20 protein-coding genes are annotated in these 24709 nt (G+C 70.9%); 11 read left to right on the forward strand and 9 right to left on the reverse strand.

Annotation, left to right across the window (positions count from 1 at the left end; all coding sequences use genetic code 11):
• Positions 1-14: 14 nt before the first annotated feature.
• Genes ACIHAD_RS24580 through ACIHAD_RS24590 form a run of 3 tightly spaced genes read right to left on the reverse strand, consistent with a single transcriptional unit; the run spans position 15 to position 1797 of the window.
• Positions 15-881, reverse strand: a complete 867-nt coding sequence (locus tag ACIHAD_RS24580) for a TolB family protein (protein ID WP_397356943.1) — start codon at positions 879-881, stop codon at positions 15-17.
• 24 nt (positions 882-905) lie between these two features.
• Positions 906-1646 carry an MBL fold metallo-hydrolase gene (locus ACIHAD_RS24585; protein ID WP_397356944.1) on the reverse strand — a complete coding sequence of 247 codons (741 nt, stop codon included), beginning with the start codon at positions 1644-1646 and terminating at the stop codon, positions 906-908.
• Between the two features lie 10 nt (positions 1647-1656).
• Complete coding sequence (locus ACIHAD_RS24590) at positions 1657-1797, reverse strand: hypothetical protein (RefSeq protein ID WP_397356945.1); 141 nt, start codon at positions 1795-1797, stop codon at positions 1657-1659.
• A gap of 392 nt (positions 1798-2189) precedes the next feature.
• Between ACIHAD_RS24590 and rho the strand changes: the two genes are divergently transcribed.
• The 3 genes from rho (at position 2190) to ACIHAD_RS24605 (ending at position 6245) form a co-directional block, all read left to right on the forward strand.
• Positions 2190-3302: a transcription termination factor Rho gene (rho, locus tag ACIHAD_RS24595; protein WP_397356946.1), complete on the forward strand. Its 1113-nt coding sequence runs from the start codon at positions 2190-2192 to the stop codon at positions 3300-3302.
• Positions 3303-3322: 20 nt separating this feature from the next.
• Complete coding sequence (locus ACIHAD_RS24600) at positions 3323-4333, forward strand: putative RNA methyltransferase (RefSeq protein WP_397356947.1); 1011 nt, start codon at positions 3323-3325, stop codon at positions 4331-4333.
• A 145-nt stretch (positions 4334-4478) separates the two neighbouring features.
• The gene (locus ACIHAD_RS24605) at positions 4479-6245 is read left to right on the forward strand and encodes a S9 family peptidase (protein WP_397357158.1); all 1767 of its coding nucleotides are present in this window, start codon (positions 4479-4481) and stop codon (positions 6243-6245) included.
• Between the two features lie 50 nt (positions 6246-6295).
• Here ACIHAD_RS24605 and ACIHAD_RS24610 read toward each other — a convergent pair whose 3' ends face one another.
• Positions 6296-7840, reverse strand: a complete 1545-nt coding sequence (locus ACIHAD_RS24610) for a PP2C family protein-serine/threonine phosphatase (RefSeq protein ID WP_397356948.1) — start codon at positions 7838-7840, stop codon at positions 6296-6298.
• Between the two features lie 120 nt (positions 7841-7960).
• Between ACIHAD_RS24610 and ACIHAD_RS24615 the strand changes: the two genes are divergently transcribed.
• Both ACIHAD_RS24615 and ACIHAD_RS24620 read left to right on the forward strand, forming a co-directional pair.
• Complete coding sequence (locus tag ACIHAD_RS24615; protein WP_397356949.1) at positions 7961-12154, forward strand: HAMP domain-containing protein; 4194 nt, start codon at positions 7961-7963, stop codon at positions 12152-12154.
• Between the two features lie 3 nt (positions 12155-12157).
• Positions 12158-12787, forward strand: coding sequence for a two-component system response regulator (locus ACIHAD_RS24620; protein ID WP_397356950.1), 630 nt, complete (start codon positions 12158-12160; stop codon positions 12785-12787).
• 102 nt (positions 12788-12889) lie between these two features.
• Here ACIHAD_RS24620 and ACIHAD_RS24625 read toward each other — a convergent pair whose 3' ends face one another.
• Together ACIHAD_RS24625 and ACIHAD_RS24630 are read right to left on the reverse strand one after the other, a co-directional pair.
• On the reverse strand, positions 12890-14149 hold the full coding sequence (locus ACIHAD_RS24625) for an NYN domain-containing protein (RefSeq protein WP_397357159.1): 1260 nt from the start codon (positions 14147-14149) through the stop codon (positions 12890-12892).
• A gap of 186 nt (positions 14150-14335) precedes the next feature.
• Complete coding sequence (locus ACIHAD_RS24630; protein WP_397356951.1) at positions 14336-16672, reverse strand: sigma-70 family RNA polymerase sigma factor; 2337 nt, start codon at positions 16670-16672, stop codon at positions 14336-14338.
• Positions 16673-16784: 112 nt separating this feature from the next.
• On the opposite strand from ACIHAD_RS24630, the gene ACIHAD_RS24635 reads away from it, so the two are divergent.
• Positions 16785-17483, forward strand: coding sequence for a hypothetical protein (locus ACIHAD_RS24635; RefSeq protein WP_397356952.1), 699 nt, complete (start codon positions 16785-16787; stop codon positions 17481-17483).
• 10 nt (positions 17484-17493) lie between these two features.
• Positions 17494-18027, forward strand: coding sequence for an orotate phosphoribosyltransferase (gene pyrE, locus ACIHAD_RS24640; protein ID WP_357966018.1), 534 nt, complete (start codon positions 17494-17496; stop codon positions 18025-18027).
• Positions 18028-18081: 54 nt separating this feature from the next.
• Here pyrE and ACIHAD_RS24645 read toward each other — a convergent pair whose 3' ends face one another.
• Positions 18082-18792: a DedA family protein gene (locus ACIHAD_RS24645; RefSeq protein WP_397356953.1), complete on the reverse strand. Its 711-nt coding sequence runs from the start codon at positions 18790-18792 to the stop codon at positions 18082-18084.
• Between the two features lie 126 nt (positions 18793-18918).
• Here ACIHAD_RS24645 and fbaA point away from each other — a divergent pair, with 126 nt between their 5' ends.
• From fbaA to ACIHAD_RS24660, 3 genes are all read left to right on the forward strand, one after another.
• Positions 18919-19941 carry a class II fructose-bisphosphate aldolase gene (gene fbaA / locus ACIHAD_RS24650; protein WP_397356954.1) on the forward strand — a complete coding sequence of 341 codons (1023 nt, stop codon included), beginning with the start codon at positions 18919-18921 and terminating at the stop codon, positions 19939-19941.
• 34 nt (positions 19942-19975) lie between these two features.
• On the forward strand, positions 19976-20386 hold the full coding sequence (locus tag ACIHAD_RS24655; protein ID WP_397356955.1) for a DUF3151 domain-containing protein: 411 nt from the start codon (positions 19976-19978) through the stop codon (positions 20384-20386).
• 117 nt (positions 20387-20503) lie between these two features.
• Positions 20504-21787: an adenylosuccinate synthase gene (locus ACIHAD_RS24660; protein ID WP_397356956.1), complete on the forward strand. Its 1284-nt coding sequence runs from the start codon at positions 20504-20506 to the stop codon at positions 21785-21787.
• Positions 21788-21869: 82 nt separating this feature from the next.
• Here ACIHAD_RS24660 and ACIHAD_RS24665 read toward each other — a convergent pair whose 3' ends face one another.
• Positions 21870-22544, reverse strand: coding sequence for a GNAT family N-acetyltransferase (locus ACIHAD_RS24665; protein ID WP_397356957.1), 675 nt, complete (start codon positions 22542-22544; stop codon positions 21870-21872).
• 157 nt (positions 22545-22701) lie between these two features.
• Between ACIHAD_RS24665 and ACIHAD_RS24670 the strand changes: the two genes are divergently transcribed.
• Entirely contained in the window at positions 22702-23610 is a 909-nt protein-coding gene (locus tag ACIHAD_RS24670) for a glycerophosphodiester phosphodiesterase family protein (RefSeq protein WP_397356958.1), read from the forward strand.
• A 7-nt stretch (positions 23611-23617) separates the two neighbouring features.
• On the opposite strand, the gene corA is transcribed toward ACIHAD_RS24670, so the two are convergent.
• On the reverse strand, positions 23618-24634 hold the full coding sequence (corA, locus tag ACIHAD_RS24675) for a magnesium/cobalt transporter CorA (RefSeq protein WP_397356959.1): 1017 nt from the start codon (positions 24632-24634) through the stop codon (positions 23618-23620).
• Between the last annotated feature and the right edge of the window lie 75 nt (positions 24635-24709).

The raw sequence follows: 24709 nt of genomic DNA on the forward strand, positions 1-24709 counted from the left end.
TCAGCCGGCCCTCGTCACGGCAGCACCTGGAGCAGGGCCTGGGTCCTGGCCTTGGCCGGCTCCTCGACCCGCTGGGTCTCCTTGCCCGCCGCGTCCAGCACGACCAGCGTGTTGTGCGCGCCGCCCGCCACGCGGACGACCAGCCGCCCGTCGGCCAGGTAGAACGCGCCGATCAGCCGGCCCTTGACGGCCGGGGTGAGCTTCTTGCCCGTCACCAGGTCGACCACGGTCGGCCTGAAGGCGCTCGGCCAGCTCCCGTCGCCGAGCGCGTCGGGGTTGGCGGGGAACTCGACGACGGCGTCGCGGCCGTTCGGCGACAGGCTCTGCACGTGGGTGACGAGCTTGACGCCCTTGGCCCTGACCGACTTGCCGGTCCTGACGTCGAGCCGGTAGACGGCGTCGGCCTCGCCGGTGTAGCCCGCGAGGTACCGGCCGCCCGCCGCCCACGCCAGATGGCACACCCCCTTGGACGTGCCGAGCCTGCGCGCCCCGGTGCCGTCGGCCTTGACGGCCATGATGGTCTCGCTCTTGCCGACGTAGGCGATCTGGGTGGAGTCGGGCGACCAGACGGGGGTCAGGCACGGCGTGCCGCCCTGGAGCTTCCTGGCCGCGGTGACGGTCTTGGCGCCGTCCTTGACCTGGAGGTTGCCGCCGTCGGTCACCCAGGCGGCCTTCCTGCCGTCCGGGGAGGCGGCGAACTGCGGCAGGGCGCCGATCCTGGCGAGGGTGCTCCACTCGCCGCCTTCGTAGCGGGCGAGCTGGTGGCCGGTGCTGGCATAGACGGCGGCGCCCGACAGCTCGGGCGCGGTGGCCGCCGACGCCGTAGCGGGGGCCACCAGGGCGGCGCCGAGGGCGACACCGGCCACAACACGAATCTTCATGAGAGCCTATGGTGCCGTAACGGATCAAAGGCGTATGAACGGCTCGCTGAAGTGCGCGGTGGCGATCGTCGCCCGCTCGGCGCGCAGCGCCGCCAGGACCTCGGTGCGGGTGCGCGCGGCCGTCTCCCGGTCGTCGTCGTAGACGTAGTGGACGCCCGGGTCGGCCAGTTGCACCGGGTGGAGCACGAGGTCGCCGGTGATGGCCAGGTCGCCGACCCTGGCGATCTGGTGGCCCGGGGTGTGCCCCGGCGTGTGCTGGACGTGAATGCCCGGCGCGACCTGGGCCTGCCCCTCGACGATGTGGAGGTGGTCCTTGAGCGGGGTCAGGAGCCGGTCGGCCGCGACTCCGGCGGCGGAGTCCACCTCGGCCCGCTGGAGCACGTAGCGCGCGTTCTCGAACACCGGGGCGCCGTCGGCGACCGCGCCACTGGCGTGGTCGCTGTGCAGGTGGGTGAGGATGACGGTGTCGATGTCGGCGGGCGTGACGCCCGCCGCCGCCAGTTCGTCCGTCAGTACGCCGGGGACGGGCGCCCAACTGGCCGCCGGGGAGTCCTCCCCGCCGATGCCGGTGTCGACGAGGGTGAGGCGGCCTGCGCCGTCACGCAGCAGGTAGCAGTGGAAGTGCAGGACCCACGGATCGTCCGCCCGGCCGGAGCCGGGGAACATCTCGGCGAGCGGGAGGCGGATCGCGGGGCCCATCGGGCCCACCGCGTCGCAGAGCGGCGTCACCTCGACGCCGGAGACGGTGATGGGGTTGTGCTTCATCCCGCCAAGGTTAGGCGGCGACGGGCTCGCGCGGCACGTACTCGTTCTCGAGGTCGGCGGCGTAGACGGCGCGGCAGCAGTGGGCGCACCGGTACATGATCGGGCCTTCGTCGAGCGTGTGGTGGCACTGCGGGCAGTGGACGGTCTTCATGGTGATCCCCCAAGGAGCTCGGATGTGCCCATGGAACCCCCATCGAGTTGCAGGGGTCCTGCATGTCGCTTGACACGATGCCGCTGCGCTGGATAGGGGTTCTGTGGCGTTCGGCGCACCGGTGGCCGGGGTTTCCTCACAGCGCGGTGCGACGAAGAACATTGTCACGCGTACGGCCGTCACGCGCGGCAGAACACACCAGAACCGTCCGGGAATAGTCCAGGAGGGCTAGGCGTTTCATGGGGCGGAACGTGTGGTATCTTCCCCACAAGCGTTGAGCTTCAGCTCCGCTGGTTTTCCTCACCAAGCCCCGCCTCGGTTTCTCCGGGCCCGGCTTCTTCATCGAACTCGCCGGGCCTCTGTCCGGCGTATCTCCCCCAAAGGGGCTCATCATGACTGTTCACACCATTCCGCAACAGCGCGCGGAAACGTCCGTACGGCAGGTGAGCGGCCTGCTCGACGTGCACGAGAAGTCCGCCTTCATCCGCGCGGAACACCTTCCGGGGCCGGGCGACGTCCGCGTGCCTCCGGAGAAGGTCAGGCAGCTCGGCCTGCGGCGCGGCGACCACGTCGTCGCCTCCGTGGCCGGGAACAGGCTGGCCGGCGTCGAGTCCGTCAACGGCCTGACCGAGTGGCGGGGCCGGCCGCGCTTCGAGGAGCTGACGCCCGTCCATCCGGACGAGCGGCTGGTCATCGAGACCGGGTCGCTCAGCACCCGGGTCATCGACCTGGTCGCGCCCATCGGCAAGGGGCAGCGCGGTCTCATCGTGGCGCCGCCCAAGGCCGGCAAGACGATGGTCCTCCAGGCGCTGGCCGCCGCGGTCAGCCGCAACCATCCCGAGGTCCACCTCATGGTCGTGCTCGTGGGCGAGCGGCCCGAGGAGGTGACCGAGATGCGCGCCTCCGTCCAGGGCGAGATCTTCGCCTCCACCTTCGACAACCCCGACCGCGACCACGCCGCCGTGGCCGAGCTGGCCGTCGAGCGCGCCAAGCGCCTGGTGGAGGCCGGCCGCGACGTCGTGCTGCTGCTCGACTCGCTGACCCGGCTCGGCCGGGCGTACAACAACCTGGCGCCCGGCGGCGGGCGCGTGCTCACCGGCGGCATCGACGCCCGCGCCCTCTACCCGCCCAAGCGTTTCTTCGGCGCGGCGCGCAACGTCGAGGACGGCGGCTCGCTGACCATCCTCGCCAGCGCCCTCGTGGACACCGGCTCCCGCATGGACAACAGCCTGTACGAGGAGTTCAAGGGCACCGGCAACATGGAGCTCCACCTCGCCCGCGACCTGGCCGAACGCCGCCTGTTCCCCGCGGTCGACCTGGACGCCTCCGGCACCAGGCGCGAGGAGATCCTCCTGCACCCCGAGGAGCAGCGGGTGATCTGGCGGCTGCGCCGCTCGCTGGCCGGGCTGGACCGGCACCAGGCCCTGGAGACGCTCATCGGCAAGCTGCGCACGACGCCGTCCAACGCCGCGTTCCTGCTGGAGGCGCTGCGCGCGGCGGCGTGAGGCCGCTGGAGAATGGGCGCATGCTGGCCGACATCGTCGAACACCTGATCTGCCCCGTCTGCCGCGCGGACGTGGAGCTCGCCGACGGCGCCCTGCGGTGCGCGCGCGGGCACTCCTTCGACGTGGCCAAGCAGGGGTACGTCAGCCTGCTCACCGGGTCACGCCCACCCGGCACCGCCGACAGCCCCGCGATGGTGGCCGCGCGGGCGGAGTTCCTGGCGGCCGGGCACTACGCGCCGTTGGCCGGGGCGCTGGCCGACACCGTGCGGGCCCGGGTGGGAGGTCCAGAAAAACGTGAATCTTCTACTGAATCGAATGACGAAACCGGGTCGGGAGCGTACGGTGGGGCGGGAGTGGAGGCCGGTCCGGAAGGTGGACCGGTGGCCGTCGAGGGTCGCGGCGCGGCGGGCAGGGTCGCACCGGTGATCGTCGACGCCGGTACGGGCACCGGGCACTATCTGGCGGCCGTGCTGAATGCGGTGGACGATGGCATCGGGATGGCGTTCGACGTGTCCAAGCACGCCGTACGGCGGGCGGCGCGGGCGCATCCGAGGCTGGGGGCGTTCGTGGCGGACGTGTGGCGGCCGCTCCCGATCCGGCATGGGGTGGCCGATGTGGTGATCGATGTGTTCGCGCCCAGGAACGGGCCGGAGTTCCGGAGGATCCTGCGTCCCGGCGGGGCCGCTGTCGTCGCGACGCCCGCGGCGGCGCACCTGAGCCCGCTGGTCGAGGAGCTGGGGCTGCTCTCGGTCGATGAGGAGAAGGACCGCCGGGTCGCCCGCAGCATGGACGGGTTCGCCCGGACCGGGCGGCGCACGATCGAGTTCGACATGGAGCTCGCACAGGACGAGCTGATCCAAGTCGTGGGAATGGGCCCGAGCGCGTGGCACACTGATTCCGCCGAGCTGGCGACCCGCATATCGGGCTATTTCCGCCGACATGCCAAGAATGGCCAGAATAAAGTTACGGTCAGAGCCGCGTTTCACCTGTCTATCTTCGAGCCTGAGCCCCGTTCAAGACCTGTTCCTTGACGGGCATCTGCGACTGGTGTTACTGATGGGGTATTTAGTCCGAAATTCCCCCACATTCACAGAGTATTTCCCCGACTCAGGCGTAATACTGGACGGCATCCCGCACCCAGAGGGCGTGGGCCATCGATGGGAGGGGGCGCGCAGGATGAAGGCGGAGGAACGCTGGCAAGCCAGGTTCCGCGCGTCACGCATGACGTTGCCGACCTGGGCCCGCCAGGCCCCGAACCGCTCCATCTACCGCTCCAACGCCACCGGGACGTGGGAGGTCTACGCCTGGGACCGGGCGACGGGCGCCGTGCGCCAGGTCACCGACCGGCCCAAGGGCACCGCGTACGCGGCGATCGACCCGGCGGGACAGTGGATCTACTGGTTCGCCGACACCGACGGCGACGAGTTCGGCACCTGGTGGCGCCAGCCCTTCACGGGCGGCCCGAGCGAGCCGGCCGCTCCCGGCCTGCCGCCGGGCCAGCCGGGCGGCATCGCGATGTCGGCGACCGGCCTGGCCGCCATCAGCCTGGCCAGCGAGGGCACGTTCAGGATCCACCTGGTACGCCCCGGCGCGCCGGCCGAGCTGCTGTACGAGCACGCCGAGGCCGCCTGGGTGACCGACATGTCCCTCGACGGCTCCCTCATCGCCATCAACCACGGCGAGTACGGCGACTTCCGCCGTCCGGCGCTGCGCGTGGTCGACCAGCACGGCGAGACCGTCGGCGAGCTCTACGACGGCCCCGACAAGGGCGTGCACGGCCTCCGCTTCGCCCCGGTGGTGGGCGACCGCCGCCTGCTCACCCTGCACGAGCGCCGCCAGCGCCACGAACCCCTGGTCTGGGACCCGGTCACCGGCGAGCAGCGCGAGATCTGGCTGAAGGACCCCGGCGACCTGGCCGCCGAATGGTTCGACGACGGCCGCGGCCTGCTGATCGTGCGCGACCACCGCGCCCGCAGCTACCTGCACCGCTACGACCTGGCGGGCGGCGTCCTGACGCTCATCGACACCCCGCACGGCGTGATCGACGAGGCCGCGCCGCGGCCCGGCGGCCACATCGAGTACTCCTGGTCCAGCGGCTCCCGGCCGCCGGTCATCCGGTCGAGCAACGGCCAGGTCGTGCTCAACCCGGGCGGCCCGCCGGCGCCGCCGAGCGTCCCCGTCGAGGACCTCGACGTCGAGGGACCCGGCGGGCGCATCCACGCGCTGGTGTCCAAGCCCGAGATCGGCGCGGCTCCCTACCCGGCGGTCTTCCTCATGCACGGCGGCCCGACCGACCACGACCGCGACGCCTTCTCCCCCGAGGTCGCGGCCTGGGTGGACGCGGGCTTCGCCGTCGTACGCGTCAACTACCGCGGCTCGACCGGCTACGGCTCGGCCTGGCGGGACGCCCTCCACGGCGACGTCGGGCACATCGAGCTGTCCGACATCGCCGCCGTACGCCAGGCGCTGGTGGACCGGGGCACGATCGACCCCTCCCGGCTGGTCCTGGCCGGCACCGCCTGGGGCGGCTATCTCGCGCTGCTCGGCCTCGGCGTCCAGCCCGGCCTGTGGGCCGCGGGCATCGCCGCGGTGCCCATCGCCTGCCACCAGACCTGCTACGAGGACGAGGCCGAGAGCCTGCGCGCCTACCAGCGGGCCCTGCTCGGCGGTTCCCCCGACAAGCAGCCCGAGCGGTACACCTTCTGCTCGCCGATCACGTACGTGGACCAGATCAAGAGCCCCCTGCTGATCCTCGCCGGCGAGAACGACACCCGCTGCCCGCTGCGCCAGATCGAGAAGTACGTGGCCAAGCTGGCCGAGCACGGGCGCGAGCACGAGCTCTACACGTACGGCGCCATCCGCGGCTCGCTCGTGGTCGCCGAACGCATCGCGCAGACCGCCCTGCAACTGGAGTTCGCCCGCAAGCACGTCCACGTCGACTGACCGTCTCGCGCACGTTGTGGGAGCGCTCCTGCGGGGGCGCTCCGGCGCGGTCAGCGCGCGCGCAGGACCACGATGGCGAGGTCGTCGGCGCTCGGCTCGGAGGCGAACTCCGCCGCGCCCCTGCGGATGCGCTCGGCCACCGCCCTGGCCGACAGCCCGGCGCACTCGGCCAGCAGCTTGGCCAGGCCGCCGTCGTCGTCGAGCAGCCGCCCGCCCGAGCGCCGCTCGGTCACGCCGTCGGTCACCGCGAGCAGCACGTCGCCGTGGTCGAGATGGATGGTGTCGGCCTCGAACACGACCTCGTGGAAGACGCCGAGCAGCGACTGGGGAGTGGTGACCCCCTCCACCTTGCCGCTCGGCTTGAGCCGCAGCGCCTCGGGATGTCCGGCGGACACCAGCCGTACCTCCAGGCCGGACTCCACGGGCGTGATGTCGCCGTGGAGCAGCGTGAGGAACCTGGCCCGCTCGCCCTCCTCCAGGATCGCCTGGTTGAGCCGGCCGAGCACCGCGGCCACGCCGTAGCCCTCGCGGGCCAGCAGGCGCAGCGTGTGGCGGGCCAGGCCGGTCACCGCGGCGGCCTCCGGGCCGGTGCCGCAGACGTCGCCGATCGCGAAGCGCCAGGAGTCGTCGCCCGCCTTGAACAGGTCGTAGAAGTCGCCGCCGACCTCGTTGGCCTCGCCGGCGGGCTCGTAGATGACGCCGTAGTCGAGGCCGGGCACCTCGGGCTCGTTGGGCGGCAGGAGGCTGCGCTGCAGCGCCCGGTTGGCCGCGGCCTGCTGGGCGTAGAGCCGGGCGTTGTCCATGGCCAGCGCGGCGCGCCTGCCGATGTCCTCGGCGAACTGGATGACCTCGTCGGGGAAGCGGTCGGACCGGCCCAGGCACATCATGCCGAGCCCGCGGCCGCGCGCGGTGAGCGGCACGGCCAGCACCTGGGAGTCGTTCAGGTGGATGATGGACGTGGCCCTCGTGTCGGCCGCGCCGACGTCCATGTCCGTGAGCTGCTCGCGCAGGCCGTCGATGCGGGCCTCGTCGGCGTGCCACAGGTAGACCAGCCGCAGCGGGCCGCCCGAGCTGCCGGCGGTGTAGACGGCGCACCAGCTCGACAGGCGCGGCACGACGATCTGGGCGATGATCGCCGGGACCATGTCGGGGTCGAGGGTGCCGGCCAGCAGGTCGCTCGCGTCGGCCAGGAACCCGAGCCAGTGAGGGCCCCTCGCGCTCTCCTCCCGCCATTCGGCGGCCACCTGGTCCACCGAGCCGGGTAGCGTGAGCCTTGCCCAATGGACACGTGAATCGCCCGCGAAGGTGACTCCCCACTCTTCCACGTTCACGGAAGGAGCTTTCGGATCACCGTGTGCGGTGATCCGCTGCCGCAGTTCGACCTGCACGGCATCCCCGTAATGCTTCCAAATCACCTCAAACGGCTCGTCAGAGACCTGCTCCGCCAGATCGCCGGCCACCTGCTCGGCGGTGTGGAGCACGCTGACGGTGGCCCACGCGGTCATCACCTCGCGCGTGAACCTCATCGCAGCCGTCACAGCGGTATCGCCGGGCGCGAAGGTCGCGGCCAGCACCGCGTGGGGAGAAGCAGTCATCCCATCGTGCCTACCACACTTCTCACTGACTTGGGGTAAATCCAAGGGCAGGACTACGAGCTACTCATCGTGACAGACTTGAATCACTCGCCGGGACCCGTCGCGAGTGAAGGAGGCCCCATGACCACGGCCAAGGCCGCATCAAGCCCGGAGGAGAGGACCTATACAGAATCGGATCTCGTTCCCGTGCTGGAGACCCTGTTCTCCTGGCGTGACGGCGATTTCCGGCGTCGGGTCCCTCACGCGCCCCCCGGCATCCTCAGCGAAGTGCGTCTGTTGCTGAACGAGGTGGCCGACCGCCGCGAACATCTCGCGAACGAGCTGGCAAGAGTTCGCAAAGAGGTCGTCAAGGAAGGGCGCTTCGGGGAGCGGCTGACGCCCGGCCCGGGCGTCGGGGCGTGGTCGGAGAGCGTCGAGTCGGTCAACATGCTGATCGACGCCCTGGTGAGCCCGGTCAGCGGCGCGGCCGACGTGATCGACGCGGTGGCCAAGGGCGACCTGTCGCGGCGCATCGACCTCGACCGGTCGGCCCGCGGCGAGGTGCGCCGCCTGGGCAAGGCCATCAACGGCATGGTCGACCAGCTCGCCCTGTTCAACTCCGAGGTCACCAGGGTCGCCCGCGAGGCGGGCACCGAGGGCCGGCTGGGCGGCAGCGCCAACCTGCGGGGCATGTCGGGAAGCTGGCGCGACCTCACCGAGGCCGTCAACACGATGTCCTCGCGCGTGGCCGCGCAGGTCCGCGACATCGCCGTGGTCACCACCGCGGTCGCCAAGGGCGACCTGAGCCGCAAGGTCACGGTCGACGCCGTGGGCGAGATGTTCGAGCTGAAGAACACCGTCAACACGATGGTCGACCAGCTCTCGGGCTTCGCCGAGGAGGTCACCCGCGTGGCCCGCGAGGTCGGCACCGAGGGCCAGCTCGGCGGCCAGGCGCAGGTGACCGGGGTGTCGGGCGTCTGGAAGGACCTCACCGACAACGTCAACTTCATGGCGAACAACCTGACGTCGCAGGTGCGCTCGATCGCGACCGTGGCGACGGCGGTCGCCCAGGGCAACCTGTCGAAGAAGATCACGGTTGACGCCGAGGGCGAGATCCTGCAGCTCAAGGACACCCTCAACACGATGGTCGACCAGCTCTCGTCCTTCGCCGACGAGGTCACCCGCGTGGCCCGCGAGGTCGGCACGGAAGGCAAGCTCGGCGGCCGGGCCGAGGTGAAGGGCGTGTCGGGCGTCTGGAAGGACCTCACCGACAACGTCAACTCGATGGCCAACAACCTGACCTACCAGGTGCGCAACATCGCCCAGGTGACCACGGCCGTGGCCAACGGCGACCTGACCCGCAAGATCGACGTCGACGCCCAGGGCGAGATCCTCGAACTCAAGTCGACCATGAACACGATGGTCGAGCAGCTGTCCTCGTTCGCCTCCGAGGTCACCCGCGTGGCCCGCGAGGTGGGCACCGAGGGCCAGCTCGGCGGCCAGGCGCAGGTGCGCGGCGTGTCCGGGGTCTGGAAGGACCTCACCGACAACGTCAACTCGATGGCCAACAACCTGACCTCGCAGGTGCGCCAGATAGCGGCCGTCTCGTCCGCGGTGGCGCAGGGCAACCTGTCGAAGAAGATCACCGTTGACGCGCAGGGCGAGATCCTGCAGCTCAAGGACACCCTCAACACGATGGTCGACCAGCTCTCGTCCTTCGCCGACGAGGTCACCCGCGTCGCCCGCGAGGTTGGCACGCAGGGGCAGCTCGGCGGCCAGGCGCGGGTGCAGGGCGTGTCGGGCGTCTGGAAGGACCTCACCGACAACGTCAACTTCATGGCGAACAACCTGACCTATCAGGTGCGCAACATCGCCGAGGTCACCACGGCCGTCGCCAACGGCGACCTGACCCGCAAGATCGACGTCGACGCCCAGGGCGAGATCCTGGCGCTGAAGACCACCATCAACCGGATGGTCGACCAGCTTTCCTCGTTCGCCTCCGAGGTCACCCGCGTGGCCCGCGAGGTGGGTTCGGAGGGCCAGCTCGGCGGCCAGGCCCGGGTCGAGGGCGTCGAGGGCACCTGGAAGCGGCTCACCGAGAGCGTCAACGAGCTGGCCGGCAACCTGACCACGCAGGTGCGCGCCATCGCGACCGTGACCAGCGCCGTGGCTCGGGGCGACCTGACGCGTTCGATCGCCGTCGAGGCGCAGGGCGAGCTGGCGGAGCTGAAGGACAACATCAACTCGATGGTGGCCAACCTCCGCGAGACCACCCAGGCCAACCAGGAGCAGGACTGGCTCAAGTCCAACCTGGCCCGCATCTCCCGGCTCATGCAGGGCCACCGCGACCTGTTCGAGGTGGCCAAGCTGACGATGAGCGAGCTGACGCCGCTGGTCTCGGCCCGCTACGGCGCCTTCTACGGCATCGACCCCGAGGGCGACCACGAGCTGACGCTGATCGGCGGCTACGGCGTACGTCCCGACCGGGGGCCGCGCCGGAGGTTCGCGATCGGCGAGGGCATCGTCGGCCAGGCGGCGGCCGAGGGCAGGCACATCATCCTCGACGACGTGCCGCCGCAGTTCATCACCATCGACAGCGGGCTCAGCCAGTCCACGCCCGCCCAGATCGTGGTGCTGCCGATCCTGTTCGAGAACCGCGTGCTCGGCGTGCTGGAGCTGGCCTCCTTCACCCCGTTCGGCGAGGTGCACCTCGACTTCCTGACGCAGCTCGTCGAGACCATCGGCGTCACGATGAACACGATCATCGCCAACTCCCGCACCGAAGACCTGCTGACCGAGTCCCAGCGGCTCACCCGTGAGCTGCAGGAGCGCTCCGACGAGCTCCAGCGGCAGCAGGAGGAGCTGCGCAGGTCCAACGCCGAGCTGGAGGACAAGGCGGCGCTGCTGGCCAAGCAGAACCGCGCGATCGAGATCCAGAACTTCCAGATCGAGCAGGCCCGCCGCACGCTGGAGGAGCGCGCCGAGCAGCTCGCGGTCTCCTCGCGGTACAAGTCCGAGTTCCTCGCGAACATGTCCCACGAACTGCGTACGCCGCTCAACAGCCTGCTGGTGCTGGCCAAGCTGCTGACCGAGAACGCCGAGGGCAACCTGACCTCCCAGCAGGTCGAGTTCGCCCGGACGATCCACAGCGCGGGGTCGGCGCTGCTCCAGCTCATCAACGACATGCTCGACCTGTCGAAGGTCGAGGCGGGCCGGATGGACATCCATCCGATCCAGGTGTCGCTGCCCAAGATTGTCGACCTGCTGGAGGCGGCCTTCGCGCCGCTGGCCCAGGACAAGGGGCTGTCGTTCAGCGTCGAGGTGGCCTCCGACGTGCCGAGCGAGCTGCGGGCCGACGAACAGCGCCTGCAGCAGGTGCTGCGCAACCTGCTGTCCAACGCGGTGAAGTTCACCCCGAAGGGCGAGGTCAAGCTGCGGGTCGCGGCGGCGCCGCGGGGCGTCGACTTCGACGACGACACCCTCCACGACGCCACCGACCTGCTGGCGTTCCAGGTGATCGACACCGGCATCGGCATCGCGCCCGACAAGCGCGAGGTCATCTTCGAGGCGTTCAGGCAGGCCGACGGCACCACCAGCCGCAAGTACGGCGGCACCGGCCTCGGCCTGGCCATCTGCCGCGACATCGCGCGGCTGCTCGGCGGCGAGATCCACGTCGACAGCGAGCTGGGCAGGGGCAGCACGTTCACCCTCTACCTGCCCGCCTCCTACACAGGCCCGCTGGCCGCCACAGACGGCAGCACGGCCCCGCGCCGGCAGCTCATGACCTCGTCCGCCGAGGAGCAGGCCGCCGCCAGGACCATGCCCGAGCCGCCCATGCCGCTCGACATGCCGATGCCCGAACTGGTCGAGGCGCCGGTGGAGACGCCCGCCCAGTGGCAGGGCGACGACCCGCTCAACGGCGCCAAGATCCTCATCGTCGACGACGACATCCGCAACGTGTTCGCCCTCACCAGCGTGCTGGAACGGCACGGCTCGACGGTCGTCTACGCTGAAAACGGCCGCGAGGGGATCGAACAGCTCGAACGGAACGAGGACGTCGCGCTCGTGCTGATGGACATCATGATGCCGGAGATGGACGGCTGGGCCACGACCTCGGCCATCCGGCGCATGCCCCAGTTCGCCGACCTGCCGATCATCGCGCTGACCGCTAAGGTCATGCGAGGTGATCGCGAGAAGAGCATCGCCTCGGGCGCGTCCGACTACGTGCCCAAGCCGGTCGACGTCGATCGCCTGCTCGAACGGCTGCGCGGCTGGCTCAGCCGTGGGCGAGGGGCCACGACCGACTCATCGCCCTCAACCGCTGAAGGGTCGTGATCGATGCCGGACCGTGCGAAGATCCTCCTGGTCGACGACCGCGAGGAGAACCTGATCGCCCTGGAGGCGATCCTCAGCTCGCTCGACCTGGTGCCCGTACGCGCCAGGTCCGGCGAGGAGGCGCTCAAGGCGCTGCTCAACACCGAGTTCGCGCTGATCCTGCTCGATGTCCGGATGCCGGGCATGGACGGGTTCGAGACGGCCGCCCACATCAAGCGGCGGGAGCGGACCAGGAACATCCCGATCATCTTCCTGACCGTGGTCGACAGCGCTCCCGACTACGCCTTCCGCGGCTACGCGGCCGGGGCGGTCGACTATCTCACCAAGCCGTTCGACCCTTGGGTGCTGCGGGCGAAGGTGTCGGTGTTCAGCGAGCTCTACAACATGAACAAGCGCCTGGCCGAGCAGGCGTCGTTGCTCCGCGAGCGGCTGACCGGCGAGTTGCCGCCGGGGGCGGGTGACCACTCCTCGATTCTGCCGGAGCTGTCGCGGCGGCTCACTGCGGTGGAGGACGAGCTGACCCGGGTGCGGGAGCTGGCCCGCAAGTCGCAGGATCCGGCGCTCGCCGTCCCGCTGGGCGACCTGGCCGACCGGCTCACCCACCTGCGCGCCGGCTTCGACGCCCTCTCCTGACCCCGTCCCACCGAACGCCCGGGCCGCCTCTCACGGCGCCCGGGCGTTCCGACACCCGGGCATGGCGGTACGCGCCGTTGGCCGGGAGGCGGGCGGGGTGGGTCAGTGGCGGGCGCGTTCGAGGGCGTCCCAGAAGCCGCGGCGCAAGGCGTGGCGGACCTCGTCGTGCAGGAGGAAGTCGATCGGCAGCGAGGAGCCCTGCAGAAGGCGGGCCTCCAGGTCGGAGGGCATGCGGGGCTTGCGGGCGAGTACGGCCTCCAGCCACAGCGCGGGAGCGTCGCGGGCCACGGACTCGCCGAAGTCGTGCCCCTCGCGGTGGGCGGCCTTCACGGCGTCGGCCAGCGTGGTGGCCCCGGCGGTCGCGGCGGACGGCGGGGAGACGGGGGCGGCCTGCGGCCCGGTGTACGGCCCGAGCTGCGCCGGCTGGTACGTGCCCCCCGACGACGGCGTCGCGAACTGCCCGGTGCTGGGCGAGGCGGACTGCGGCTGCTGCAACGGCCCGGTCGCCGGCGCGGCGGACGGCGGCACGGACGGCGGGATGGACGGCGGCTGCTCCTGGTACCCCGAGTACGACGGCAGCACCGGCGGCGTGGACGACTGCCCCCGCCCGGCCGACGACACCGGCCCGTTGGCGGACGGCTGCCCGGAGGAGGGAGCCGCGTGGCTCCCGGAGGACGGGTTGGCCGCGTGGCTGCCCGACGACGAAGCCGGCGGCAACGAGGCCGGCGGGGACGGCGGCGCCGCGGCCGGCGGGGCGGGCGGCAGCGAGTGCGCGGCGTGCCCGTTGCCGAGCGGCTGGTGGTGGCCGTTGGAGGACTCGGTGACGCCGCTCACCATGGTGACGTAGGGCCGCAGGTGGACGCTGCCCAGCTCGACCAGGTCGTCGCACTCCTGCCGCAACGACCGGGACACGGCCCACCCGCCGTCGGCGGCGATGTGGATGACGGTGATCCTGATGCCGAGGTCTTGGGCGTCGCACACCACCTGGGCGAGGTCTTCGTCGCCGCTGACGACGACGGCGTCGCAGATGGCGTTGTTGCGGGCGAGGGTCATGAGGTCGCGGTGGACCTGGGCGTCGACGCCTTCGCGGCGGCCCGGCCGGATGCGCGAGAGCCTGAGCTTGAGGCCCGGGATGTCGGCCAGCGCGTCGTGCTCCGGGGTGCGGCGGCCCTCGACGGTCGCCTCGTACCAGTAGCACCGCAGCAGCGGCAGGCCCGTGCGCTCGCGCGACAGGTTGGTCATCAGCTGGAGAAGCCCGGGATAGTCCCAGGCGACGGCTTCGCGATGGCGAGTGCCGTGCACGGCCATCGCTCCGTCTGCCAGCAGATAGCCGGCGTCCACGAACAGCGCGCAGCGATCCACTGACACCGCCCCTTTCCTGGTGGTCCGACCTTGCTGGCTCTGCACCGTCAGAGACCGGACTCGGCGGCCCTCTCTCAGGGTAATGAAAGCAGGTGATCGCGCGAGGGTGAATCCCGACGATTCGACCGTGGGCCGCCGTCCGACCGGACCATTTAGGCAGACCGTACCAGTTTGTCCTGTTCGTGGTCATGAGCGTGCCCTGACGCTCAGCGCGGCCACTCCGAACAGGACGACGTCCTTGTCGGACACGATCGTCAGCCCCGGATCGCGGCCCAGCTCGGCCTCGACCGTGTCGACGTCGACGCCGAAGGTCATCCCCCTGACGCCGTTGGAGGAGCCGTCGAAGACGTTGGCGCGGTCGCGGTCGCCGCCCTCCGGGGTGATCGCGCCGGTGCCGAGCGAGACCTTGTCGCCCTGGAGGTCGGCGTCGCCCTCCCAGGTCACCAGCTCTGCCCTGGCGGGCGCGGCGGCCGGGCCCAGGCCGCCGAGCGGCATGCGCACCTTGCCGACCGGACCGCCGATCACGGTGGCCGTGTCGAGCACCACGGCCTGGCTGTACGGCTGCCGCGGCCCGGTCACGATCACCACCAGGCTCCACCCGGCGTGACTGGAGGCCCCCTCCGCCATCGGCGGGTCGGCCGCCCACCACAGGCCGCTCGGCCGCGCCTGCCCGGCCAGCGCGGTGACGTCGGCGAACGCCTGGTAGGCCGGGCCGAGCGGCATGTCGAGGGTCGTGACGTGGTCGGGACGGACCGACACGTACGTGCGCCGGCCAGGCGCCCTGACCTTGACGGGCCCCGCCGCCGCGCCGCTCGCCGACCAGTAGAGGCCCGCCCACACGACCCGGCTGTCCTTGGGCAGGGTGAGCCGGGCCGCGCTGGAGGCGGTGGTGGCCGGGCCGGCGTCCTGGTCGAGCGCGGTCATCGGCCACAGGTCGTTGTCGCGCTGGTCGCCCTGACGGCGCCTGGCCTCGGCACAGCCGTCGTGCTCCTCGGGGCAGCTCAGCAGCGTGTTGCCGATCGCCCTGACGGCGACCCTGCCCTCGGTGGCGAACCTGGCCGACGCCCCCACCGTGCGCACGCCCTGCTCGGCCCGCGCCTTGACGTGCAGGCCGTCCGCGTCGACGCGTACGGCGGGCCCGGCGCCCTCAGGGGCCTGCCCCGACACCAGCACGCGCAGGAACACCGCCGTGCCCTGCCCGGCCGCCAGCGGCTGCCTGGCGCACCGCGCGCCCTGACCGGACTGCCGGCAGGCCCAGCCGTCGACCGCCCCCACCGGATCGAGGAGCGCCACCCCCTGGCCGCGCCTCGCGGACGGGAGGAGCGTCACGCCGGGCGGCAGCTCGACGGTCGCGGCCAGCTCGCCGCTCGGGCCGTCGCCGTCGTTGCGCAGGCGCATGCCGACGATGCCGGGCTGGGCGCGTACGAGGGCGCCGAGCGCGCCGATGGTGGCCCGCAGCCGCGGCCTGCCCGGCGGCTCCTTCCGCGGCGGCGGGACGCGCGCCGGCGGCTCGCTCGGCACGGGCAGCGGCACCGGGCGCACCGACGCCGGAGGCTGGGCCAGGGGCGTCGGCGCGGGCACCGGCGGCCTGGCCACCGGCGACTCCCCGGACACCAGCACGAACGCCGCCACCGCCGCGGACGCGACCGCCACGCCGCCCGCCGCCACGACCTGCTGCCGCGAGGGCGTCCGCCGCAGCCGGCCGAGCAGCCGCAGCAGCCAGCCCGCTCCCCCGCCGGCCGCGCCCGTCTTGGCCAGCGCCGCGGCGTAGCCGCCGAACACCGGGCCGGCGATCAACGGGCCGACGATGACGCGCAGGCCGCGGTTGACGTCGGTCAGTTCGAGCAGCACGCCGTGGCATTCCTCGCAGCCGTTGACGTGGTCGTCGACCGCTCGCGAGTCGCGCCTGGCCAGGCCGCCCCTGACGTAGGCGCCCATCTTGCCGAGCACGGGACGGCACTCGTGCTGCGGCGCGGCGCGCAGGTGCATCTGCAGGTACGCCTGCCGCAGCCCCTCGCGCGCCCGGTAGGCCAGCGCCGCCACCCCGTTGGCCGACAGCCCGAGCAGCGGCGCGACCTCGGCGGGTTTGCACTTCTCCACCTCGGTGTGCCAGAGCACCGCCCGCCAGCGCTCGGGCAGCGACAGGAACGCGCGGGAGATCATCGACCGCTCCAGGCCGACGAGCGCAGGATCGGCGAACGGCACGCCCGGGTCGTACTGCTCGATCTCGCCGGTGGTCACCTGGCGGCTCTCGACCCGGCTGCGGTCGTAGACGGTACGGCGCACGACGGTCAGCAGGTACGTGCGGAACCCCGACTCCGGCCCGCCGCCCCTGCCCACCAGGTCGAGGATCTTCGTGAACGACTCGGCCACGACGTCCTCGACCTCGGACTCGCCTCTGACCAACTGCCTGGCCAGCGCGCGGGCCGCGGCCACGTGACGCTCGTAGAGCCGTCCGTACGCGGTCGCGTCGCCGGCCCTGGCCTCCTTCAGCAGGTCCGCATCGCTACGCGGCGATTCCACACTCATTGTGACCTCACGATTACGGTGGGTTGCCCCGCGCAATCATTCCGCATTCTCCGTCATGACTAAACCGGAGCGCCGTCTTTACCTCTGAGGACTAGGGGAGGCACGCATGGACGAGGATGTGCAGGCGCGCTGGCGCGGCCGGAGCATGGCGGCGGGATGGTCGCTGGCCGACGACTGGTGGGCCCCGGCCGTGCAGTACGCGATCAAGGCCGCGACGGACGGCGGCGACCTGCCGCGCGCCTGCGAGGAACTGGGCGCGGCGCGCGCCGGGGCGGGCGTGGGGATCGCCGAGGGGCTGAGCGATCTGGCGGCGCTGTTCGCCGTCACGGACCGGGGCGAACCGTCGTTCCCCCTGGTACGGGCGTACGCGGTGGGGTGGGCCGAGCGCAGCTTCGCGCCCATGAACGACCTGCAGTGCGAGGACCCGCTGACCGGGCTGGCCACGGTGGCCTACCTGCGTACCAGGCTGGGCGAGCTCTACCGGGGGGCGGTCGCGGGCGGGCACCTGCTGGTGGTGGCCGAGCCGTACGGGCCGATCGGAGAGCTGGCCGAGCGGCTGGCGGCGGCACTGAACCTGGCCACGGCGCTGCGCAAGGTGTTCACCGGCGACGAGACGCTGGCGCTGCTCGCCCCCGTCCGCGTGGGCGCGGTGACCACGGAGGACGAGCGGCTGCCGGGCAAGGTCGCCCGCCTGCGCGCCACCGACATCCTGCACGGCCGCAACCCCCGCGTCCGGGTGCGCCGGCTCCCCCGCGCGCACGCGCAGGCCCTCGCTCTCATCAGAACGCTGACCCTGGGACCCTAAGCTTGGGCGCATGACAGACCGCGACAACCTGCTGGCCGAGATCAAGCGCAAGGCCGTCGTCCACGGCAAGGTCACGCTCTCCTCGGGCAAGGAGGCCGACTTCTACCTCGACCTGCGGCGGATCACGCTCGACGGGGTGGCCGCGCCGCTCGTCGGCAAGGTGATGCTCGACCTGACCGACGATCTCGACTTCGACGCCGTGGGCGGGCTCACGATGGGGGCCGACCCGGTGGCCTGCGCGATGCTGCACGCGGCGGCGGCGCGCGGGCGCACGCTCGACGCGTTCGTGGTGCGCAAGACGCAGAAGTCGCACGGCATGCAGCGCCGGATCGAGGGGCCCGAGGTGAAGGGGCGCCGGGTGCTGGCCGTGGAGGACACCTCGACGACCGGCGGCTCGCCGCTGACCGCCGTCGAGGCACTGCGGGAGGCGGGCGCCGAGGTGGTGGCCGTGGCCACGATCGTCGACCGGGGCGCGGGCGCGCGGATGGCGGAGGAGGGGCTCGACTACCGCACCGCCTTCAGTCTCCAGGACCTCGGACTGTGACGACCTCCCTCGCGCCCTGCTCAGCCGGGGCGCGAGGCTCGGTCGGCGTCGGGGTCAGTGCTGGGGGTCGGTGCTGGAGGGCACGCGGTGGTGCTTGCCGTTGGGCAGGGGCAGCCGCTTGCGCTCGCGGCGCTTCTTGACGACCTCGATGATGATCGGGATCAGCGAGATGAAGACGATGATGAACACGCCCGGCAGGATGTACTTGTCGATCTGCTTGGGGTCGACCTTGCTGCCCAGGAAGTAGCCGAGCAGCACCAGGCCCTCGACCCAGACCACGCCGCCGATGACGTTCCACAGGAAGAAGCGCCTGGCGGGCATCTCCAGCACGCCGGCCACCGGGTTCATGAACGTGCGGACGATCGGCACGAACCGCGCCAGCACCACCGCCCTGGCCGGCCCGAACTTCTGGAAGAACTCCTCGGCCCGCATCACGTGTTCGCGTTTGAACAGCCGGGAGTCCGGCCTGTCGAACATCTTCCTGCCGAACCTGGCCCCCAGGAAGTGGCCGAGCTGTGCGCCCGCGATGGCGCACAACGGTGTGCCGATCACCAGGACGGGGAAGGAGATCGGCGGCGCCTCGCCCACGACCAGCGACGCGGAACTGAAGATCCCCGCCGCCACCAGCAGTGAGTCGCCCGGCAGGAAGAAGCCGAGCAGCAGACCCGTCTCGGCGAAGATGATGGCCAGGACGCCGATGGTGGCGAAGGCGCCGAGGATGGTGAGCCACCACGTCGGGTCGAGGAGATTCCAGAGCCAGTCCACCCCGTGAGCCTACCTGGAGCCGAGCGGATCGGATGTGGCCATCCGGCTCGCGTTGTCACTACCAGTTGAGGTTGCGAGCCGGGATACTGGGCAGGCGCGAAGCCGTACTTCTCAGGGAGATGACTTATGCCCATCGCGACTCCAGAGGTCTACGCCGAGATGCTCGACCGTGCCAAGGCGGGCGGGTTCGCCTATCCGGCGATCAACGTGACCTCTTCTCAGACCTTGAACGCCGCGCTGCGCGGGTTCGCCGAGGCCGAGAGCGACGGCATCGTGCAGGTGTCGACGGGTGGCGCCGAGTTCCTCTCCGGCACGACGGTCAAGGACATGGTGACGGGCGCGACCGCCCTGGCCGAGTACGCGCGGGTCGTCGCCGCCAAATACCCGGTCACGGTGGCGCTGCACACCGACCACTGCCCCAAGGACAAGCTCGACGGCTACATGCGGCCGCTGATCGACATCTCGCTGGAGCGGGTGTCCAAGGGCCTCGACCCGCTCTTCCAGTCGCACATGTGGGACGGCTCCGCCGTGCCGCTGGAGGAGAACCTGGAGATCGCCAAGGAGCTCCTGGAGAAGTGCGCCCGCGCCCGGATCATCATGGAGATGGAGATCGGCGTGGTCGGCGGCGAGGAGGACGGCGTCGTCGGCGAGATCAACGAGAAGCTCTACACCACGCCCGAGGACGCGCTGGCCACCGCCGAGGCCGTCGGCGTCGGCGACCATGGCCGCTACATGCTGGCCGCCACGTTCGGCAACGTGCACGGCGTCTACAAGCCGGGCCACGTGAAGCTGCGGCCGAGCGTGCTGAAGGACATCCAGGAGGCGGTCGGTGCCAAGTACGGCAAGGACAAGCCGTTCGACCTGGTCTTCCACGGCGGCTCTGGCTCGCTGCTGGAGGAGATCCACGAGGCCATCTCCTACGGCGTCGTGAAGATGAACGTCGACACCGACACCCAGTACGCCTTCACCAGGCCGATCGCCGACCACATGTTCCGCAACTACGACGGCGTCCTGAAGGTCGACGGCGAGGTCGGCAACAAGAAGGCGTACGACCCGCGTGCCTACGGCAAGAGCGCCGAAACCGGCATGGCGGCCCGCGTGGCGGAGGCCTGCCACAACCTCAAGAGCAGTGGGACGAAGATCTCCTAGCCACTTGGGCGGCGCGGCGGGTATGACTTGTCCTATGGATAACCTTCTCGCCGGGCCGCCCCCGACTCACCTGCCGGACCTGCCCGAGGCCAGGGAGGCGCTCGAATCAGGGGCCAAGGCCGCCGACGTGGCCGCCCGCTTCCCGGCCCACCCGGCGGCCTGGGCCGCGCTCGCGGAGGAATACTTCGCGCAGGGCCATGCCGTCACCTCCTACGCCTTCGCCCGCACGGGCTACCACCGCGGCCTCGACCAGCTACGCAGGAGCGGCTGGAAGGGCCACGGTCCCATCCCTTGGGAGCACGAGCCCAACCGCGGCTTCCTGCGCTGCCTCTACGCCCTGTCCAGGGCGGCGCAGTCCATCGGCGAGAAGGACGAGGCCGAGCGTTGTCTGCAGTTCCTCAAGGACAGCACCGACACCGGATATGAGGCGCTGACCAAGGGCTAGGACCGCATTGGGGCCACGCGCCTTGGGACGAATGGGCAGACTCGGGTAGTCTCTCTACGCAAGAGCCCCTGTCGCACTTGCGCCAGGGGTTTCGTTTTGTGCTCGGGAGACTGAACAATGCCGGCTGCCGTTCTCGTTGGGGCCCAGTGGGGCGATGAGGGCAAGGGCAAGGCCACCGACCTGCTCGGTGGCGACGTCGACTACGTCGTCCGTTATCAGGGTGGCAACAACGCGGGACACACCGTCGTCATCGGTGACCAGAAATACGCTCTGCATCTCCTGCCGACGGGGATCCTGTCGCCGGACGTCGTGCCAGTGATCGGCAACGGCGTGGTGATCGACCCGGGGGTGCTGTTGAGCGAGATCGACGGGCTGGCCGCGCGGGGCATCTCCGCCGAGCGCCTGCTGATCTCCTCCAACGCTCACCTGATCATGCCGCACCACAAGGCGCTGGACAAGGTCACCGAGCGCTATCTGGGCAAGGCCAAGATCGGCACCACCGGGCGCGGCATCGGCCCCGCGTACGGTGACAAGATCGCCCGTATGGGCGTGCGGGTCCAGGACCTGCTCGACCCGGGCATCCTCGCCAAGAAGATCGAGGTCGCGCTGACCGAGAAGAACCAGGTGCTGACCAAGGTCTACAACCGGCGCGGCATCGATCCGGCCGCCGTGCTGGAGGAGTACCTGGCCTACGCCGAACGGCTCAAGCCGCACATCGCCGACACCTCGCTCGTGCTCTCCAAGGCTCTGGACGAGGGCAAGTTCGTGCTGCTGGAGGGTGGTCAGGGCACGCTGCTCGACATCGACCACGGCACGTACCCGTTCGTCACCTCCTCCTCGCCCACGTCGGGGGGCGCGTGCGCGGGGGCGGGCATCCCGCCGAACCGGCTCACGAAGATCATCGGGATCCTGAAGGCGTACACGACCCGCGTGGGCTCGGGGCCGTTCCCGACGGAGCTGACCGACGAGACGGGCGAGTGGCTGCGCAGGACCGGCGGCGAGTACGGCGTCACCACCGGCCGCAACCGGCGCTGCGGCTGGTTCGACGCGGTGATCGCCCGCTACGCGACCCGGATCAACGGCATCACCGACTACTTCCTCACCAAGCTCGACATCCTGTCGGGCCTGGAGAGCATCCCGGTGTGCGTGGCGTACGAGGTCGACGGCGTCCGGTACGACGAGATCCCGATGACCCAGACCGACTTCCACCACGCGGTCCCGGTCTACGAGGAGCTGCCGGGCTGGAAGGAGGACATCTCCAACGCCAAGTCGTTCGACGACCTGCCGCCGAACGCGCAGTCCTACGTGCGGACGCTTGAGGAGATGAGCGGGGCGCCCATCTCGGCGATCGGCGTCGGCCCGGGCCGCGACCAGACCGTGGTGGTCCGGTCGCTGGTCTGACCGGCACGTGACGAGGGGCCCGGCGCGGGAGACGCGCCGGGCCCCTCGTGCGTCGTGGGACTGTCGTGGGACTGTCGTGGGACTACGGCCTGACGGCGGCCTCCCCGGGCGCGGTGAGGACGGCGGCGGTCATCGGGGTGTGCAGGGTCCAGCCGAGGGTTTCGTACAGGGCCTGACCGGCGGCGGTGGCGACCAGGACGCCCGTGCGGGCGCCCCGGGAGACGGCGGCGGCGGCGAGCGCGCTCATGACCACCGTGCCGAGGCCGCGCCGCCGGTGCTCGGCGGCCGTCTCGACCTGGTCGACCACGGCGGCGCCGCCCGCGACGGCGAACTGGCCGCGCGCCGCCACCTCGCCGGCCGCCGTGAGCAGCCGGGCCGCGGTCACCCCCGCCCTGGTGGTGATGGCCAGGGTGTAGCCCGCAGGGGCCTTCGGGGTGGTGCGGGGCAGGGACGCGGTGGTCATCATGTACTCCTGCTCCTGCACGGACCACTCGGGGGGCAGGGAGGGGGCGACCGCCTCGGCGGGGGCGCAGAGCTTGAGCCAGGTGCCGGGGGCGGTGAGGGTGCCGGTCAGGCGGGCCAGGATCTCCGGGGTCGGGGTGGCGACGATGTGCCGCGCCACGTGGCCGGGAAGGCCGACGTCCACTCTGAGGCCCCACGGTTCGGGTACGGGCCGCGGGGCGTTGCGGGAGATCACCCAGCCGTCCACCCATGCCCGGACTGTTGCGGAATGGGCATGTTTGAGAACCTCCGTCATGAGTTCCAGCTTATTGCAAGGTAGTTGCATTTATCGTGCAATAAGCGGTGGGAGGGTCCTCTTGGCAGGCTTCAGCGTTCGACCAGGGCGTAGCAGGATAAAAAGGACACGGCGTGGCACTGCCTCAGCGGGCCTCGCGCCAGGTAGTGTCCCCCGTGTGCGCGTTGAGATTCATGGTCACCGGGGAGCGCGGGGCCTGTGGCCGGAGAACACCCTGCCAGGCCTGAGCCACACGATGGAGCTCGGCGTTCACGCGCTCGAGTTCGACGTCGCCCTCACCGCCGATCGCCGCCTCGTGCTCACGCACGACCTCACCGTGTCGGCCGTCACCAGTGCCGACCGCCGGCCGCTGCGGCAGGGCGATCCGCTCTTCCCGTACGTGGGCAAGCCGATCAACGCACTCAGCCTCGCCCAGCTCCGTACGCTCGACGTGGGCGTACGCCTGCCCCGCCACCTCGACGACCCGTTCGCGCTCACCCAGGTCGCCATGCCGGAGACCAGGATGCCCACGCTCGGCGCGGTGCTCGGGCTGGTCAACGCCTACGAGGCCGAGCACGTACGGCTGCACGTCGAGCTGAAGTCCGACCCCACCAGGCCGGAGCTGACGGCCGACCCCGAGATGTTCACCGAGCTGGTGGTCGAGGAGCTCGACCGGCACGGCAGGCTGGGCGACGCCGCCGTCCTCAGCTTCGACTGGCGGGTCATCAGGCACGCGGCCCGGCTCGCCCCGGCGGCCAGGCGGTTCGCGCTGATCGAGCTCGACACGCTCCACTGGCACGAGGGCGGGCTGGGCGACGACATCCCCGCCGCCGCCCGCGAGGCCGGCGCCACCACGCTCTCGCCCGAGCACGTGATGGTCGACGAGAAGCTGATGGCCCAGGCGGTCGCGGCGGACCTTGACGTGGCGGTCTGGACGGTCAACGACCAGGCCCTGGCCGGGCGGTTGATCGACCTCGGCGTGGCCGGGATCGTGACCGACTACCCCGACCGCATGCGGGAGCTGTGGCGCGAGCGCGGCCTTGAGCTGCCGGAGGGAGTTCGGCCGCTCAAGCCCGTGAGCGTCTGAGCGCGGCTCAGAGCCAGCCGTTGCGGCGGAAGCCGCGGTGCAGCAGCAAGCAGGCACTGATCATGACGGCCAGCACCGCCGGATAGCCCCAGACCTGCTTGGTCTCGGGCATGAAGTCGAAGTTCATGCCGTAGATGCCGGCGATCATCGTCGGCACGGCCAGGATGGCGACCCACGACGAGATCTTGCGCATGTCCTCGTTGGCCAGGGCGTTCGAGCGGGCCAGTGCGGCCTGGAGGATCGAGCTGCACAGTTCGTTGGAGGACTCGACCTGCTCGCAGACGCGCGACAGGTGGTCGCCGACGTCGCGGAAGTACTCGCGCATCTCCGAGGGGATGACGCGGCGCTGCGGCAGCGCCGACAGCGGCGACTGCAGCGGGGTCACGGCCCGCTTCATCTCCAGCATCTCCCGCTTGAGCTGGTAGATCCGGTTGATGTCGCGGGAGCTGACGTCGGCGAAGACCGTCGCCTCGACCTCTTCGAGTTCGAGCTGCATCAGGTCGGCCACCTGGAGGTACTGGTCCACGACGTGGTCGGCGATGGCGTGCAGCACGCCGGCCGGGCCGCGGTTCATCAGCTTGGGCTTGCCCTCAAGGCGCTCGCGGACCAGGGTGAGCGGGCAGTGCTCGCCGTGGCGCACGGTCACCACGAAGTCGACCCCGAGGAACACCATGATCTCGCCGGTCGCGATGATCTCACTGTTGGCGGTCAGCTCGTCGTGGTCGAGGTAGGCGACCGTCTTCAGCACCATGAACATCGACTCGCCGTAACGCTCCACCTTGGGACGCTGGTGGGCCTTGACCGCGTCCTCGACGGCCAGGGGGTGCAGCCCGAAGACCTCGGACAGCCACTCCACCTCGGGCGCCTCGGGCTCGTGCAGCCCGACCCAGACGAACGCGTTCGCGCCGTCGGCCTTCTTGTTGTGCTCGCGTACGAGTTCGAGGGATTCGACGATGCCCGGCGCGCAGACCTTCTTGCCCTGGATGTAGGCGCCGAATTCGACGATGGAGTCGACAGGAGGCACGCAGACCTCACGCACCGGCTTGGCAAGCGAGCGCGCGGCATGCGGCTGAACAGGGTGACGGTTGATGCGACGGAA

Source organism: Nonomuraea sp. NPDC052265, from assembly GCF_044547985.1.
Taxonomy (GTDB): Bacteria; Actinomycetota; Actinomycetes; order Streptosporangiales; family Streptosporangiaceae; genus Nonomuraea.